Source organism: Streptomyces sp. NPDC037401, from assembly GCF_055602345.1.
This window is the reverse complement of sequence record NZ_JBVJWO010000014.1, coordinates 178,872-193,716: the sequence shown is the minus strand read 5'-3', so window position 1 is coordinate 193,716 and position 14,845 is coordinate 178,872. Positions and strand designations below refer to the sequence as shown.

The window sequence follows — 14,845 nt, the reverse complement described above, 5'->3', positions numbered from 1 at the left end:
GCAGCCCCAGGGGGCTGCGCCTTTCCGGAAGTCCCGCTGCCGGGGGGCGTCACGCCTTGGCGCCGGCCTCCGTGAGGGGACGGGCCGGCTTCTTCGCGCCGTAGCCCGCGGCCCGCATCGCGAGGCCCACCACACCGCCGAGCGCGACCACGACCAGGCCGGCCCAGAAGCCCAGCGGGTTGGCCAAGACCATGAAGGCGCCGGAGACGCAGAAACCGATGAAGGCGATGATGACACCGGTCCAGGCGGCCGGGGTGTGTCCGTGGCTAGTGCCCGCCATGAGTTGCTCCTCGTTGCTCTCTCGAACGTGCTGTGTCGACGCTCGGGGTTCATTGTCCCGCACCCGGTGCCCTGGTTTCGGCCGGGGTCAGCCCGTGGGGTCCTCGCCCCGGTCGAGGGCCTTCCACAGGTCCTCGGGACGGTCCGGGTCCACCGGTGCGGCCGCCCTGGGGGCCCGCTGGGCGCCCTCGCGCTCGTACCGCCCGCCCATCGCCGGCCAGGTCCGGCCGAAGCGCAGGGCGAGCAGTCCGGCGACCAGGATCAGCAGCCCGCCGGCCGCGGTGACGTACGGCCAGGCCGTGTGCGTCAGGCCCGCCACGGTCGCCGCGGTGTCCGCGGCGGTACGGGCCGCCTCGTCGTCCAGGGCGGCGCTGTCCGAGGCGCCGAGGACGGCGGCCAGGACCGCGCCCGCGCCGCTGAGCGCGAGCAGCGCCGCGACCAGGAGCCGGCCCGCGCCCCGTACCGCGAACACGGCGACGAGGGCGGCCAGGCCCACGATCGCCAGGGCCGCGGGGACCCCGGTGACCGCGGTGCCGTCGGCGGACAGCGGAAGCGTTCCGCCACCGACCTCGGCGGTCCCGCGGGCCCAGGTGCGGCCCGAGGCCAGCAGGACGACGGTGGCGCCGAGCGCGCCGGTCAGCAGGGCGACGGCGACACTGCGGCGGCTGCTGCGCACGGCGGCAGCGGCAGCGGCGTCACCGGCGCCCGCCGCGGAGTCGGGTCCGGGCTCGGCATCGGAACGGGGCTGGGGTACGGCACTCACGTACCCCACTATCCCTTACCGCCCGGACGGCCCCGGCTCCAGGCTCCGGTTTCAGCTCCCGGCCCGCTGCCGGTGGAGGCGCTGCGCCGCGCCCACCGCGCGCAGCACGGCGGCGGCCTTGTTGCGGCACTCCGTGTCCTCGGCGACCGGGTCGGAGTCGGCGACGACGCCCGCGCCGGCCTGGACGTACGCCGTGCCGTCGCGCAGCAGCGCGGTCCTGATGGCGATGGCCGTGTCGGAGTCCCCGGCGAAGTCCAGGTAGCCGACGCAGCCGCCGTACAGGCCGCGGTGCGAGGGCTCCAGCTCCTCGATGATCTGCATGGCCCGGGGCTTGGGGGCTCCGGAGAGGGTGCCGGCGGGGAAGCAGGCGGTGAGCACGTCGAAGGCGGTACGGCCCTCCGCGACCCGGCCGGTGACGGTCGAGACGATGTGCATGACGTGGGAGTACCGCTCGATCGACATGAAGTCGACGACCTCGACGGAGCCGGGCTCGCAGACCCGGCCGAGGTCGTTGCGGCCCAGGTCGACGAGCATCAGGTGCTCGGCGCGCTCCTTGGGGTCGGCGAGGAGCTCCTCGGCGAGGTCGTGGTCCTCCTGCGGGGTGGCCCCGCGGTGCCGGGTGCCGGCGATGGGGTGGACCATGGCCCGGCCGTCCTCGACCTTGACCAGCGCCTCGGGGCTGGAGCCGACGACGTCGAACCCGTCGAAGCGGAAGAGGTACATGTACGGGGACGGGTTGGTGGCCCGCAGCACCCGGTAGACGTCCAGCGCGGAGGCGTCGCAGGGGGTCTCGAACCGCTGCGAGGGCACGACCTGGAAGGCCTCGCCCGCACGGATGCGCTCCTTGATGTCGTCGACGGCCTTCTGGTACGACTCGCCGCCCCACAGCGCGCTGAACCGGGGCAGTTCGGAGGCCGGCAGCGGGACCGGGGCGTACGGCGCCGGCCGGGCGAGGTCCGCCTCCATCGCGTCGAGCCGGGCCACGGCGTCGGCGTACGCCTCGTCCACGCCCGAGTCGAGGTCGTTGTGGTTGATGGCGTTCGCGATCAGCAGGACCGTGCCGTCCCAGTGGTCGAGCACGGCCAGGTCCGAGGTGAGGAGCATGGTCAGCTCGGGCAGCTTCAGGTCGTCGTGCCCGTGGTCGCCGATGCGCTCCAGGCGGCGGACGATGTCGTACCCGAGGTAGCCGACCATGCCGCCGGTGAAGGGGGGCATGGCCCCGTCGATGAAACCGGCCAGGTCGCGCGGGGTGTGCAGGGTCTCCACGGTCTGCCGCAGCGCGTCCAGCGGGTCGCCGTCGGCCGGGACTCCGACGGGCGGGGTGCCGATCCAGTGCGCCTGTCCGTCGCGGGCGGTCAGGGTGGCGGCGCTGCGGACGCCTACGAAGGAGTAGCGCGACCATGAACGGCCGTTCTCGGCGGACTCCAGGAGGAACGTGCCCGTGCGCTCGGCGGCGAGCTTGCGGTAGAGGCCTACGGGGGTGTCGCCGTCGGCCAGCAGCCTGCGGCTGACGGGGATGACCCGGCGGTCGACCGCAAGCTTGCGGAACGTCTCGAGATCCATGGCGTGGGACCTTACTTAGTCGAGAGCGGGAGCTGGTCGGCGTCGAAGCAGGTGCGGGCACCGGTGTGACAGGCGGCGCCGACCTGGTCGACCTTGACCAGGAGGGTGTCCGCGTCGCAGTCCAGTGCCACCGACTTCACGTGCTGGAAGTGGCCCGAGGTGTCGCCCTTGACCCAGTACTCGCTGCGGCTGCGCGACCAGTACGTGCAGCGGCCGGTGGTCAGGGTGCGGTGCAGCGCCTCGTCGTCCATCCACCCGAGCATGAGCACCTCACCGGTGTCGTACTGCTGGGCGATGGCGGGAACCAGGCCGTCCGCGGAGCGCTTGAGGCGGGCGGCGATCGCCGGGTCGAGGCTGCTGGGAGTGTCGGGCGTGCTCATGGGTGCCATTGTGCCGCGCCCGGGTGCGGCTCCGGTCGAACTGTCCGCCAGGTGGGCGGGCACGGCGCGGTTTCGCGCCGTAGGGTGGCCGGCATGTCTACCCATGCGAAGCGTGAACGACTGCTCCTGGCCGACTTGTTGGAGCAGGCAGGGCCCGACGCGCCGACCTTGTGCGAGGGCTGGAGGACCCGTGAGCTGGCCGCGCACGTGGTGGTACGGGAACGCAGGCCGGACGCGGCCGGCGGGCTGCTCCTGGGTGCGCTGAAGAGCCGGCTGGACAAGGCGATGGACGAGTACTGCGCCAAGCCGTACGAGGAGCTGATCCAGCTGATCAGGACCGGCCCGCCGAAGATGTCGGTGTACTCGCTCAAGCAGCTGGACGAGGCGGCGAACGCCGTGGAGTTCTACGTCCACTCCGAGGACGTGCGCCGGGCGCAGCCGGACTGGAGCCCGCGGGAGCTGGACCCGGTCTTCTCGGACTCCCTGTGGTCCCGGCTGGAGAAGCTGGCCCGGCTGACGGGCCGCCGCTCCCCGGTGGGCCTGGTGCTGCGCCGCCCGAACGGCCAGACGACGGTGGGCCACAAGGGCACCCCGGTGGTGACGGTGACCGGCGAGCCGGGCGAGCTGACGCTGTTCTGCTTCGGCCGCCAGGACTACGCGGCCGTGGAGCTGGAGGGCGCCAAGGAGGCCGTCGCTCAGCTGACGACGGCCAAGCTCGGCATCTGAGCCGCGCGCCCGGCCTGCGGGTCTGATCTGCGGGCTCGATCCGCCGGCCTGGTCTGCGGGCCCCGGCCTGCGGGCGGTCCGGGGGTGTCCCCCCGGACCGCCCGGCAGGTCCGGGTCAGCGGACCGGGTGGCCCGCCTCGCGCAGGGCGTCCTTGACCTGGCCGATGCGCAGGTCCCCGAAGTGGAAGACCGAGGCCGCGAGGACCGCGTCCGCGCCCGCCGCGATGGCCGGCGGGAAGTCGGACAGCTTCCCGGCCCCGCCGGAGGCGATCACGGGGACGGTGACGTGCTTGCGCACGGCCGCGATCATCTCGGTGTCGTAGCCGTCCTTGGTGCCATCGGCGTCCATCGAGTTCAGCAGGATCTCGCCGGCGCCGAGCTCGGCGGCCCGGTGCGCCCACTCGACCGCGTCGAGGCCGGTGCCGCGGCGGCCGCCGTGGGTCGTGACCTCGAAGGAGCCGGACTCGGTGCGGCGCGCGTCGACCGACAGGACCAGGACCTGGCGTCCGAAGCGCTCCGCGATCTCCTGGATGAGCTCCGGGCGGGCGATCGCCGCGGTGTTGACGCCCACCTTGTCGGCGCCGGCCCGCAGGAGCTTGTCCACGTCGTCGGCGGTGCGCACGCCGCCGCCGACGGTGAGCGGGATGAAGACCTGCTCGGCGGTCCGGCGCACGACGTCGTAGGTCGTCTCGCGGTTGCCGCTGGAGGCGGTGATGTCGAGGAAGGTCAGCTCGTCGGCGCCCTCGGCGTCGTACAGCTTGGCCATCTCGACCGGGTCGCCCGCGTCGCGCAGGTTCTGGAAGTTGACGCCCTTGACGACCCGGCCGTTGTCCACGTCCAGGCAGGGGATCACCCGTACGGCCAGCGTCATGCGGACTCTCCTCGGAAGGCTTCGACCTCCACCTCGACGACCATCGAGGGGTCGACGAAGCCGGAGACGATGATCATGGATGCGGCGGGGCGGACCGCGTCGAACAGCTCCTTGTGGGCGCGGCCCACCTCGTCCACGTCCCGGGCGTGCGTGAGGTACATCCGGGTGCGGACCACGTGCTCGGGGCCGAGTCCGGCCTGCTCCAGCGCCTTGAAGGCGACGCCGAAGGCCGCGGTGGTCTGGTCGTACGGGCCGCCGCCGTCGGCCGAGGTGCAGCCGGAGACCAGTACGAGGCCGTTCGGCAGCTGCACCGCGCGGGAGTAGCCGATGACGTCCTCCCAGGCACCTCCGGACGAGATGCGGCGTACGTCGCGTGCTTCGTCGCTCATGCCGACACAGCCTCCAGCGCCTCTTCCAGCGTGAAGGCCTTGGCGTACAGCGCCTTGCCCACGATCGCGCCCTCGACGCCGAGGGGGACGAGCCCGGACAGCGCGCGCAGGTCGTCGAGGGAGGAGACGCCGCCGGAGGCGACGACCGGCTTGTCGGTCGCGGCGCAGACGTTCTTCAGCAGCTCCAGGTTGGGGCCGGTGAGCGTGCCGTCCTTGCCGATGTCGGTGACGACGTACCGCGCGCAGCCCTCGGAGTCGAGGCGGGCCAGGGTCTCGTACAGGTCGCCGCCCTCGCTGGTCCAGCCGCGGCCCTTGAGGGTGGTGCCGCGGACGTCGAGGCCGACGGCGATCTTGTCGCCGTGCTCGGCGATGACCTTGGCGACCCACTCGGGGGTCTCCAGGGCGGCGGTGCCGAGGTTGACGCGGGTGCAGCCGGTGGCGAGGGCCTTGGCGAGCGAGGCGTCGTCGCGGATGCCGCCGGAGAGCTCGACCTTGATGTCCATGGCGCGGGTGATCTCGGCGACGAGGTCGCGGTTGTCACCGGTGCCGAAGGCCGCGTCGAGGTCGACGAGGTGCAGCCACTCGGCGCCCGAGGCCTGCCAGGCGAGCGCGGCCTGGAGCGGGGAGCCGTACGAGGTCTCCGAGCCCGACTCGCCGTGGACGAGGCGTACGGCCTGGCCGTCGCGCACGTCGACGGCGGGAAGGAGTTCCAGCTTGCGGTCGGGCATCAGAGGGTCTCGATCCAGTTGGTGAGGAGCTGGGCACCGGCGTCGCCGGACTTCTCGGGGTGGAACTGCGTCGCCCACAGGGCGGCGTTCTCCACGGCCGCGACGAACGGCTCCCCGTGCGTGGCCCAGGTGACCTTGGGCGCGCGGATCGCCGGGTTGGTGACCTCGAGGCTCCACTCGCGCACGGCGTAGGAGTGCACGAAGTAGAAGCGGGCGTCGGCGTCCAGGCCGGCGAAGGCCTGGCTGTCGGCCGGGGCGTCGACGGTGTTCCAGCCCATGTGCGGGACGATCGGGGCCTTGAGCGGCTCGACGGTGCCGGGCCACTCGTCCAGGCCCTCGCTCTCGACGCCGTGCTCGATGCCGCGCTCGAAGAGGATCTGCATGCCGACGCAGATGCCCATGACCGGGCGGCCGCCGGAGAGCCGGCGCCCGATGATCCAGTCGCCGCGGGCGTCCTTGAGGCCCTTCATGCAGGCGGAGAAGGCGCCCACGCCGGGGACGAGGAGTCCGTCGGCGTCCATGGCCTTGTCGTAGTCGCGTGTGATCTCGACGTCCGCGCCGACGCGCGCGAGGGCGCGCTCGGCGGAGCGGACGTTGCCGAAGCCGTAGTCGAAGACCACGACCTTCTTCGTGGGGCTCGCTGCGCTCATGCCCAGATTCCTTGGATCCGCAGGACTCCGGCTGCCAGACACATCGCGGAGCCGATGGCGAGCAGAATCACGACGCCGCGGGGCATCTTCTGCTTCTTGAAGGAGTACACGCCGCCGGCCAGGAAGAGGCCGACGACGATCAGGATGGTGGAGAGACCGGTCACGGCTAGAGGGCGCCCTTCGTGGAGGGAAGGATTCCTTCGGCGCGCGGGTCGCGCTCGGAGGCGTAGCGCAGCGCGCGGGCGAGCGCCTTGAACTGGCATTCGACGATGTGGTGGGCGTTGCGGCCGTACGGCACGTGCACGTGCAGCGCGATCTGGGCCTGTGCGACGAACGACTCCAGGATGTGCCGGGTCATCGTGGTGTCGTACGACCCGATCATCGGGGCCATGTTCTCGGGCTCGGTGTGCACGAGGTACGGGCGGCCCGACAGGTCGACGGTGACCTGGGCGAGGGACTCGTCCAGCGGCACGGTGCAGTTGCCGAAGCGGTAGATGCCGACCTTGTCGCCGAGGGCCTGCTTGAAGGCGGCGCCGAGCGCGAGGGCGGTGTCCTCGATGGTGTGGTGCGAGTCGATGTGCAGGTCGCCGTCCGTCTTGACCGTGAGGTCGAAGAGGCCGTGGCGGCCGAGCTGGTCGAGCATGTGGTCGTAGAAGCCGACCCCTGTCGAGACGTCGACCTTGCCGGTGCCGTCGAGGTCTATCTCGACGAGGACCGAGGTCTCCTTGGTGGTGCGCTCCACCCGTCCGATGCGGCTCATGCCTGCTGCTCCTTCTTCAGTGCGCGAACCGCTTCCAGGAACGCGTCGTTCTCCGCCGGCGTGCCCGCGGTGACCCGCAGGCGGCCGGGTACTCCGTTGTCCCTGACCAGGACACCCTGGTCGAGGATCTTCCGCCAGGCGGTGTGGGCGTCCTCGAACTTCCCGAACTGCACGAAGTTCGCGTCGGACTCGGTGACCTCGTAGCCGATCGCGCGCAGTTCGGCGACCAGCCGGTCCCGCTCGGCCTTGAGCTGCTCCACGTAGCCCAGGAGGGTGTCGGTGTGCTCCAGTGCGGCCAGCGCGGTGGCCTGGGTGACGGCCGACAGGTGGTACGGCAGGCGCACCAGCTGGACGGCGTCCACGACGGCCGGGTGTGCGGCCAGGTAGCCCAGGCGCAGGCCGGCGGCGCCGAAGGCCTTGGACATGGTCCGGGAGACCACGAGGTTCGGGCGGCCCTCGACGAGGTGCAGCAGCGATTCCCGGTGGCTGAACTCGACGTACGCCTCGTCGACGACCACGAGGGCCCCGTGCGTCGCGGCCCTGGCCGCCTGGGCGGCGTCGTACAGGGCGAGGACCGTCGCGCCGTCGACCGCCGTGCCCGTGGGGTTGTTGGGCGAGGTGATGAAGACGACGTCGGGGGCGTGCTCGGAGATCGCCCGGACGGCCGCGGTCACGTCGATGGTGAAGTCGTCGCGGCGCGGGCCGGAGATCCAGCCGGTGCCGGTGCCGCGCGCGATGAGCGCGTGCATCGAGTACGAGGGCTCGAAGCCGATGGCCGTGCGGCCGGGCCCGCCGAAGGTCTGCAGCAGCTGCTGGAGGACTTCGTTGGAGCCGTTGGCCGCCCAGACGTTCTCCATCCCGACCCGGTGGCCGCCGGTGCGGGTCAGGTAGCGCGCGAGCTCGGTGCGCAGCTCGACGGCGTCGCGGTCGGGGTAGCGGTTCAGGCTCCGCGCGGCCTCGGCCACCCGCTCGGCGATGCGCTGCACGAGGGGCTCGGGCAGCGGGTACGGGTTCTCGTTCGTGTTCAGTTGGACGGGCACGTCCAGCTGCGGGGCGCCGTACGGGGTCTTGCCGCGGAGCTCGTCCCGGACGGGCAGGTCGTCAATACCGGTGCGACCGGGGGTGCCGGTGCTGCCGCCGCTCGTGTCAGCGCTCGTGTCTCCGCTCACGACTGCGGAACCTTCCATCCGAAGCGCGCCTTGAGGGCGGCGCCGTGCGCGGGCAGGTCCTCGGCCTCGGCCAGGGTCACGACGTGGTGGGTGACCTCGGCGAGGGCGTCGCGCGTGTAGTCGACGATGTGGATGCCGCGCAGGAAGGACTGCACGGACAGGCCCGACGAGTGGCAGGCGCAGCCGCCGGTGGGCAGCACGTGGTTGGAGCCGGCGCAGTAGTCGCCGAGGGAGACCGGGGCCCACGGGCCGACGAAGATCGCGCCGGCGTTGCGGACCCGGGCGGCCCGGGCGGCGGCGTCGGCGGTCTGGATCTCCAGGTGCTCGGCACCGTACGCGTCGACGATCTTGAGGCCGTCGTCCAGGCTGTCGACCAGCACGATCGCGGACTGCTTGCCCGCGAGCGCCGGCCTGATCCGGTCCTCGACGTGCTTGGAGGCCGCGACCTGCGGCTCCAGCTCCTTCTCGACGGCGGCCGCGAGGTCCTCGGAGTCGGTGACCAGGACGGCGGCGGCCATCGGGTCGTGCTCGGCCTGGCTGATCAGGTCGGCGGCGACGTGCACGGGGTCGGCGGTCGAGTCGGCGAGGATCGCGATCTCGGTGGGGCCGGCCTCGGTGTCGATGCCGATCTTGCCGGTGAAGTAGCGCTTGGCGGCGGCGACCCAGATGTTGCCGGGGCCGGTGACCATGTTCGCGGGGGCGCACTCGTCCGTGCCGTACGCGAACATCGCGACGGCCTGGGCGCCGCCGGCGGCGTACACCTCGTCCACGCCGAGCAGCGCGCACGCCGCCAGGATGGTCGGGTGCGGCAGGCCGCCGAACTCCTTCTGCGGCGGGGACGCGAGCGCGATCGACTCGACGCCCGCCTCCTGCGCGGGGACGACGTTCATCACGACGGAGGACGGGTACACCGAGCGGCCGCCGGGCGCGTAGAGGCCCACGCGCTCGACCGGGACCCACTTCTCGGTGACGGTGCCACCGGGGACCACCTGGGTGGTGTGGTCCGTGCGGCGCTGGCTCGCGTGCACGATCCGGGCGCGCCGGATGGACTCCTCCAGGGCGGCGCGGACGGCCGGGTCGAGCTGCTCCAGGGCGGCCGCGAGGGCCTCCGCCGGCACCCTGACCTGCTCCAGGGTGACCCCGTCGAACTTCTCCGCGTACTCGATCAGCGCCGCGGTGCCGCGATGATGCACGTCCTCGCAGATGGGCCGCACCTTCTCGAGGGCGGCTTCCACGTCGAATTCGGCACGGGGCAGCAGATCGCGCAGGGCGCCACCCTCGGGGAGGGCGTTGCCGCGCAGGTCGATACGAGAGATCACATCCCGATTCTCTCAGACCGTCTCCCACCACCGGTCGCCTGTATCACTGGCTGATACGCGCCCCGGACGTCAGTGCCGACCACTAGCGTTCGCAAGGACGACCGAAGGGGAAGGGGGGCCTCCCGTGGACGAGGTACGCGAGGTACAGCCCGATGAGCTCCATGGCGCGCCGGCGGATCTCCGCACACCCGAGCTGCGGATGTGGCGGTCCTTCCGCACCGGCACCGTCTGCGACCTGAGCGCGCACGCCCTCGACCGCGACGATCCGATGGCCGACCGGGCCTGGGGCCCCGAGCGCAGCGTACGGGCCGAGGTGATCGCCCTGCTGCTGCTCAGCGGCCCGCCGGCGGTGCCGGGCCGGGTCGCGTCGCTGAAGCTGCGCGGGGCGCGGATCACCGGGCGGCTGGAGCTGTCGGGCGGCACGGTCACGCCGTACGTCGAGCTGAACGCATGTCGTTTCGACAGCGAAGTGCAACTGTCCGAGACCCGCTTCACGACCCTGCGGATGGTGCGCTGCTCCATTCCGCGGCTGGAGGCGGCGCGGCTGCACACCGAGGGCGACCTGCACCTGCCGCGCTGCCGGGTCGCCCGCGGGATCCGGCTGACCGACGCGCAGATCGGCACCGACCTGCTCATCAGCCAGGCGGTGGTGCAGCGGGACAGCAAGGGCCGGGCGATCGCGGCGGACGGCCTGTCGGTGGCCCAGGACTTCCAGGCCGAGCTGCTGGAGACGTACGGCGAGGTGAGCCTGCGCGGGGCGAAGGTCGGGGTGTCGATGAGCCTGCGCGGGGCGCGGCTGCGCAATCCGTACGGCAAGCGGGCGCTGAACGCGCCGCAGCTGACCGTCGAGCGGACCCTCTACCTCACCTCGGTGGTGCTGGACCCGGGCGGCGATCCCGGGTCCACTCCCCCGTACGGGCTGGGGAACACCCCGGTGCGGGGCGGCCGGGTGCAGCGGTTCGAGTGCCGGGGCGGGCTGCGGCTGGACGACGGGCGGTTCGGGGACGCGGTGGACTTCTACGGCGCGCGGTTCGTGCTGGCCGGGGACCAGGAGGTGTCCATGCGGCGGATCCAGACGCCGGAGCTGCGGTTCGTCGGCGAGCGGCCGGAGCAGGGGCGGGTGGTGCTGTCGGGGGCGAAGGTCGTCAAGCTGGTCGACCAGGTGACGAGCTGGCCCGGACCGGGGCAGGTGTCGATGGACGGCTTCAGCTACGAGTTCCTGGTCCCGCGGGGCCTGTTCCCGCCGGCCCGCCGGCTGGAGTGGGTGGAGGCGGCGACGCCCGAGTACTCGCCCGAGCCGTACGAGCGGCTGGCCGCGGTGCTGCGCGGCAGCGGGGAGGACGCGGAGGCCCGGGAGGTGCTGCTGGCCAAGCAGCGCAGACGCCGGGAGACGCTGCCGCTGGCGGCGAAGCTGTGGGGGTACCTGCAGGACTGGACGGTGGCCTACGGCTACCGGCCGGGGCGTGCCGCGCTGTGGATGGCGGTCCTGTGGGCGGCGGGCGCCCTCGCTTTTTCGAGCCATGATCCGGCCGCCATCAAACCGGACGAACACCCCGTGTGGAATCCGGCGCTGTACGCCCTCGACGTGCTGCTGCCGGTGATCAATCTCGGGCAGGACGGGTACTGGCGGCTGCAGGGCGGCTGGCAGTGGGCGGCAGCGGCGCTGGTGCTGCTGGGCTGGGTCCTGGCGACGACGGTGGCGGCGGGTGCCTCCCGCCTGCTGAGGCGCGGCTGAGGGCGGGGCAGGGGGCGGCGCCGACGGGCCGGGGCCGGTGGCGGCCGGGGGTGACGGGCGTGGCGTCCCGGCCATTACCCTGGCCGACGTGACCACCGTTCGCCTGCCCCTCTTCCCGCTGAACTCCGTGCTGTTCCCGGGGCTCGTGCTGCCTCTGAACGTCTTCGAGGAGCGCTATCGCGCCATGATGCGCGACCTCCTCAAGACCGGGGACGAGGAGCCGCGCCGGTTCGCCGTCGTCGCGATCCGCGACGGCCGGGAGGTCGCACCGACGGCGCCGGGCCTGCCGGACCAGACGGCGCTCCCCGAGCGCGGCCCGGCGGCGGGCTTCGGCGCCGACCCGATCCAGGCCTTCCACCGGGTGGGCTGCATCGCCGACGCGGCCACGGTCCGGGAGCGCGAGGACGGCAGCTTCGAGGTGCTGGCGACGGGTACGACGCGGGTGAAGCTGCTGTCGGTGGACGCGAGCGGGCCGTACCTGGTGGCGGAGCTGGAGGAGCTGCCGGAGGACGCGGGCGACGGCGCCGGGGCGCTGGCGCAGGGCGTGCTGCGGGCGTTCCGGGCGTACCAGAAGCGGCTGGCGGGCGCCCGGGAGCGGTCGCTGGCGACGGGCGCGGACCTGCCGGACGAGCCGTCGGTGGTGTCGTACCTGGTGGCGGCGGCGGCCGTGCTGGACATCCCGGCGAAGCAGCGGCTGCTGCAGGCGCCGGACACGGCGACGCGGCTGGCGGAGGAGCTGAAGCTGCTGCGCACCGAGACGGCGGTCATCCGGCACCTGCCGTCGCTGCCCGCGGTGGATCTGACGCGGTCTCCGACGAGCCCGAACTGAGGGGGCCCGCATGGCGAAGAAGGCGAAGCAGTCGGCGAAGCAGTCCGCTGCGGGCGGGTCCGGGGCCACCCCGGCGACGGTGGCGCTGGCGGCGGCGGGCCTGCCGTTCACGGTCCACGCGTACGAGCACGATCCGGCGGCCGCGTCGTACGGCGAGGAGGCGGCCGCGGCCCTGGGCGTCTCCCCCGACCGGGTCTTCAAGACGCTGATCGCCGAGGTCGACGGGGCCCTGACGGTGGCGGTGGTCCCGGTGGCGGGCTCACTGGACCTGAAGGCGCTGGCGGCCGCGGTGGGCGGGAAGAAGGGCGTGATGGCCGACCCGGCCGCCGCGGAGCGGTCCTCCGGCTACGTCCGCGGCGGCATCTCGCCGCTGGGCCAGCGGCGGGCGCTGCCGACGGTGCTGGACGCGTCGGCCTCCGCGCACGCCACGATCTGCGTCTCGGCGGGCCGCCGCGGCCTGGAGGTCGAACTGGCCCCCTCGGCCCTGACGGCCCTCACCTCCGCCACCGTCGCCCCGGTCGCGCGGCTCTAGGTCGTGTCGTCGAAGCCCCTCCCCCAGCTACCGCTGGGAGGTGCCCCCGGGGCCTCCGGGCGGACGACGCCACTTTGACGACACTCCCTTGGAACCGCCGACGGGGTTGCTTCCCGCGGTTCAGCGGAGCGGGTCCTGCGGTTCAGCGGGGCGGGTCCTGCGGTGCCGGGTACTGCGGTGCCGGGTACTGCGGCGCGGACGGGGCGGCGCCCGGCGGGGCGGCGTCGGCGGGAGCCGGGTGCGCGTACGGCGGCGGGTAGACCGTCATCCAGTCCGGCTTCACCTCCGGCTCCCGCGGCCCGAACATCCCCACCATCAGCAGGTGCGCGGCCACGGCCGCCATCGGCCACACGAGCAGCGCCCCGTGCGCGAGCAGCTGCAGCGGCGCGTCGAACGGCACGCCCTTGCCCGCCTCCTTCGCCGCGGCGACGACGTCGCGGGAGGGGCCGAGCCAGATGCCCAGCCGCCAGCCCAGCAGCGAGGCCAGCACCGCCCCGACCGACAGGCCCAGCACCACGGCCACGGCGCCGTTGCGCCGCGCCAGGAAGACCAGCACGCCGCTGAGCACGCCGAGCCCGAGCGACACCAGGAAGAAGACGCCGTCGGCGCCGATCCGGCCCTCGTTCTCGGTGTCCCGCAGGAAGACGGCCTCGCCGTTCGAGACGTACTGCACCCGCGGCGCGAGCCAGGCCCACAGCACGGCGAGCAGTACGCCGGAGACGGCGACGGCCAGTGTGACCACCGCGCCGTCCCGCAGGTCCTCGGCGACGGACGGCGTCGGCGGGTGGTCCGTGCCGTCCGGGTGCGGCACGGGCGCGGACGGGTGGGGCGGAGGCGGAGGCGCGGCGAAGGCTTCGGTCACCCTCACATCGTGCCAGGTGGCACCCGTACGGGCGTCAGCGGACCGCCGCCCGGCGGTAGGCCCACGTCGCGAGGGCCAGGGAGAGCACGCCCACGGCACCGCAGACCGCGAGGTCGGCCAGGACCACCGGCCAGTCGGGGTGCGGCTCGAAGGTGCGGGCGAAGGCCTCCACGCCGTACGTGGACGGAAGCAGGTCCCGCGCCCAGACGATCACCGACGGCATCCGCTCCGGGGGCAGCACGCCCAGCAGCAGCGCCGCCGACATGCCCAGCTGGCCGGCGAGCGTGGCGAGCTCCTGGCGCGGCGCCAGCAGGCCGAGGGCGGCGCCGAGTCCGGCGAGCGCCGCGCCCGCCAGCGGTACGACTGCGGCCAGCACCCACAGCCCGCCCATCGGCAACCCGAACAGCACGCAGCCGAACACCGCCGTGACCAGCGTGCCCGGCACGGTGAAGGACGCGTACGCGCCCGCCGCGCCCAGCACGACCGCGGCGGGCGGCACCGGCAGGGTGGCGTAGTGGTCCAGGCCGCCCGAGGCGCGCAGCTGGCCGAAGTACTGGGCGAGCAGGTTCAGTGCCACGAAGGCGACGACGAGCACCGAGGAGCCCGCGACCACCGCCCGTGCCTCGCTGCCCCCGTCGACGACCCCGCGCATCAGGATCATGATCCCGACGGACTGGAAGGTCGCGACGAACAGCAGCGGGATCCGGGCCACGCGGGCCCGGGACAGCTGGGCCCGGTAGACCGCGGCCAGCGCCGGCAGCAGGCGTGCCCGCGGTGCGAGCTCCGCCGGGGCGTCGGCGGCAGCGGAGGGAGCTGCGGTGCTCACGTCTTCACCAGGCCCTTCGTACGGCCGCCGAGGGCCAGGTAGACGTCCTCCAGGCTCGGGGTCGCCAGCGTGAAGTCGTCGAGGGCGGCGAAGGCCGGCCCTCCGGTGACCGCGGCGACCGCGGCCCGTGCCTCCTCCGGCCGCATCCGCAGCACCCAGCGGCGCCCGGCCTCGGCCGCGCCGTCGTGCAGCGCGGCGACCTCGGGGACGTGCAGCGGCGGGCGGTCGCGCCAGACCAGCTCCAGCCGGACCTCGTCGGCGACCCGGGCCCGCAGGCCGGCGGGCGTGTCGCAGGCGATGACCCGGCCGCGGTCGACGACGGCGACGCGGTCGAGGACGGTCTCGGCCTCGATGACGTTGTGGGTGACGAGCACGACCGTGGGGGGGGGGGTGGGGGGGGGGGGGGGGGCGGGGGGGGGGCCGGTCGACTGGGGCTAACAGGTCCCGTTTTTTTGTGGGTTTTC

At 73.4% G+C, this 14,845-nt stretch carries 18 protein-coding genes and 1 pseudogene; 4 read left to right on the top strand and 15 right to left on the bottom strand.

Going from position 1 to position 14,845, the window contains the following annotated elements; genetic code table 11:
* Positions 1-49: 49 nt before the first annotated feature.
* The 4 genes from ACZ7H1_RS17545 to hisI all read right to left on the bottom strand — a co-directional run bounded on the left by ACZ7H1_RS17545 (position 50) and on the right by hisI (position 2,994).
* On the bottom strand, positions 50-280 hold the full coding sequence (locus tag ACZ7H1_RS17545) for an HGxxPAAW family protein (RefSeq protein ID WP_470787572.1): 231 nt from the start codon (positions 278-280) through the stop codon (positions 50-52).
* 87 nt (positions 281-367) lie between these two features.
* Positions 368-1,051 carry a TIGR02234 family membrane protein gene (locus ACZ7H1_RS17540; protein ID WP_470787571.1) on the bottom strand — a complete coding sequence of 228 codons (684 nt, stop codon included), beginning with the start codon at positions 1,049-1,051 and terminating at the stop codon, positions 368-370.
* Between the two features lie 42 nt (positions 1,052-1,093).
* Positions 1,094-2,605 (bottom strand): anthranilate synthase component I, encoded by a 1,512-nt coding sequence (locus ACZ7H1_RS17535; RefSeq protein WP_470787570.1) that lies wholly within the window; start codon positions 2,603-2,605, stop codon positions 1,094-1,096.
* Between the two features lie 11 nt (positions 2,606-2,616).
* Positions 2,617-2,994: a phosphoribosyl-AMP cyclohydrolase gene (gene hisI, locus ACZ7H1_RS17530; protein WP_470787568.1), complete on the bottom strand. Its 378-nt coding sequence runs from the start codon at positions 2,992-2,994 to the stop codon at positions 2,617-2,619.
* Positions 2,995-3,078: 84 nt separating this feature from the next.
* Between hisI and ACZ7H1_RS17525 the strand changes: the two genes are divergently transcribed.
* Complete coding sequence (locus ACZ7H1_RS17525) at positions 3,079-3,711, top strand: TIGR03085 family metal-binding protein (protein WP_470787566.1); 633 nt, start codon at positions 3,079-3,081, stop codon at positions 3,709-3,711.
* Positions 3,712-3,826: 115 nt separating this feature from the next.
* Here the strand turns inward: ACZ7H1_RS17525 and hisF are convergent, their stop codons facing one another.
* The 8 genes from hisF to hisD are packed head-to-tail and all read right to left on the bottom strand — an operon-like array spanning position 3,827 to position 9,597.
* A complete protein-coding gene (hisF, locus tag ACZ7H1_RS17520; RefSeq protein WP_470787564.1) occupies positions 3,827-4,582 on the bottom strand; it encodes an imidazole glycerol phosphate synthase subunit HisF in 756 nt (251 codons plus the stop codon).
* The gene (locus ACZ7H1_RS17515; protein WP_470787562.1) at positions 4,579-4,971 is read right to left on the bottom strand and encodes a RidA family protein; all 393 of its coding nucleotides are present in this window, start codon (positions 4,969-4,971) and stop codon (positions 4,579-4,581) included. The genes hisF and ACZ7H1_RS17515 overlap by 4 nt, the downstream gene beginning before the upstream one ends.
* The gene (priA, locus tag ACZ7H1_RS17510) at positions 4,968-5,699 is read right to left on the bottom strand and encodes a bifunctional 1-(5-phosphoribosyl)-5-((5-phosphoribosylamino)methylideneamino)imidazole-4-carboxamide isomerase/phosphoribosylanthranilate isomerase PriA (RefSeq protein WP_470787560.1); all 732 of its coding nucleotides are present in this window, start codon (positions 5,697-5,699) and stop codon (positions 4,968-4,970) included. The genes ACZ7H1_RS17515 and priA overlap by 4 nt, the downstream gene beginning before the upstream one ends.
* Positions 5,699-6,349, bottom strand: coding sequence for an imidazole glycerol phosphate synthase subunit HisH (hisH, locus tag ACZ7H1_RS17505; protein WP_470787558.1), 651 nt, complete (start codon positions 6,347-6,349; stop codon positions 5,699-5,701). Before hisH ends, priA begins: the two co-directional genes overlap by 1 nt.
* Positions 6,346-6,513, bottom strand: a complete 168-nt coding sequence (locus ACZ7H1_RS17500) for a hypothetical protein (protein WP_470787556.1) — start codon at positions 6,511-6,513, stop codon at positions 6,346-6,348. The genes hisH and ACZ7H1_RS17500 overlap by 4 nt, the downstream gene beginning before the upstream one ends.
* A gap of 2 nt (positions 6,514-6,515) precedes the next feature.
* Complete coding sequence (gene hisB, locus ACZ7H1_RS17495) at positions 6,516-7,109, bottom strand: imidazoleglycerol-phosphate dehydratase HisB (protein WP_470787554.1); 594 nt, start codon at positions 7,107-7,109, stop codon at positions 6,516-6,518.
* Positions 7,106-8,278 (bottom strand): histidinol-phosphate transaminase, encoded by a 1,173-nt coding sequence (locus ACZ7H1_RS17490; RefSeq protein WP_470787552.1) that lies wholly within the window; start codon positions 8,276-8,278, stop codon positions 7,106-7,108. The genes hisB and ACZ7H1_RS17490 overlap by 4 nt, the downstream gene beginning before the upstream one ends.
* Positions 8,275-9,597: a histidinol dehydrogenase gene (hisD, locus tag ACZ7H1_RS17485; RefSeq protein ID WP_470787550.1), complete on the bottom strand. Its 1,323-nt coding sequence runs from the start codon at positions 9,595-9,597 to the stop codon at positions 8,275-8,277. The genes ACZ7H1_RS17490 and hisD overlap by 4 nt, the downstream gene beginning before the upstream one ends.
* A gap of 199 nt (positions 9,598-9,796) precedes the next feature.
* Here hisD and ACZ7H1_RS17480 point away from each other — a divergent pair, with 199 nt between their 5' ends.
* From ACZ7H1_RS17480 to ybaK, 3 genes are all read left to right on the top strand, one after another.
* Complete coding sequence (locus ACZ7H1_RS17480) at positions 9,797-11,332, top strand: oxidoreductase (RefSeq protein WP_470787644.1); 1,536 nt, start codon at positions 9,797-9,799, stop codon at positions 11,330-11,332.
* Positions 11,333-11,420: 88 nt separating this feature from the next.
* Positions 11,421-12,161, top strand: coding sequence for an LON peptidase substrate-binding domain-containing protein (locus tag ACZ7H1_RS17475; RefSeq protein WP_470787549.1), 741 nt, complete (start codon positions 11,421-11,423; stop codon positions 12,159-12,161).
* A gap of 10 nt (positions 12,162-12,171) precedes the next feature.
* Positions 12,172-12,693, top strand: coding sequence for a Cys-tRNA(Pro) deacylase (gene ybaK, locus ACZ7H1_RS17470; protein WP_470787547.1), 522 nt, complete (start codon positions 12,172-12,174; stop codon positions 12,691-12,693).
* Positions 12,694-12,835: 142 nt separating this feature from the next.
* On the opposite strand, the gene ACZ7H1_RS17465 is transcribed toward ybaK, so the two are convergent.
* From ACZ7H1_RS17465 to ACZ7H1_RS17455, 3 genes and pseudogenes are all read right to left on the bottom strand, one after another.
* Positions 12,836-13,555, bottom strand: a complete 720-nt coding sequence (locus ACZ7H1_RS17465; protein ID WP_470787545.1) for a hypothetical protein — start codon at positions 13,553-13,555, stop codon at positions 12,836-12,838.
* Positions 13,556-13,589: 34 nt separating this feature from the next.
* On the bottom strand, positions 13,590-14,381 hold the full coding sequence (locus tag ACZ7H1_RS17460; RefSeq protein WP_470787543.1) for an ABC transporter permease: 792 nt from the start codon (positions 14,379-14,381) through the stop codon (positions 13,590-13,592).
* A pseudogene (locus ACZ7H1_RS17455) lies at positions 14,378-14,764 on the bottom strand (ABC transporter ATP-binding protein); the annotation flags it as partial. The pseudogene ACZ7H1_RS17455 and the gene ACZ7H1_RS17460, both read right to left, overlap by 4 nt.
* Positions 14,765-14,845: the final 81 nt, after the last annotated feature.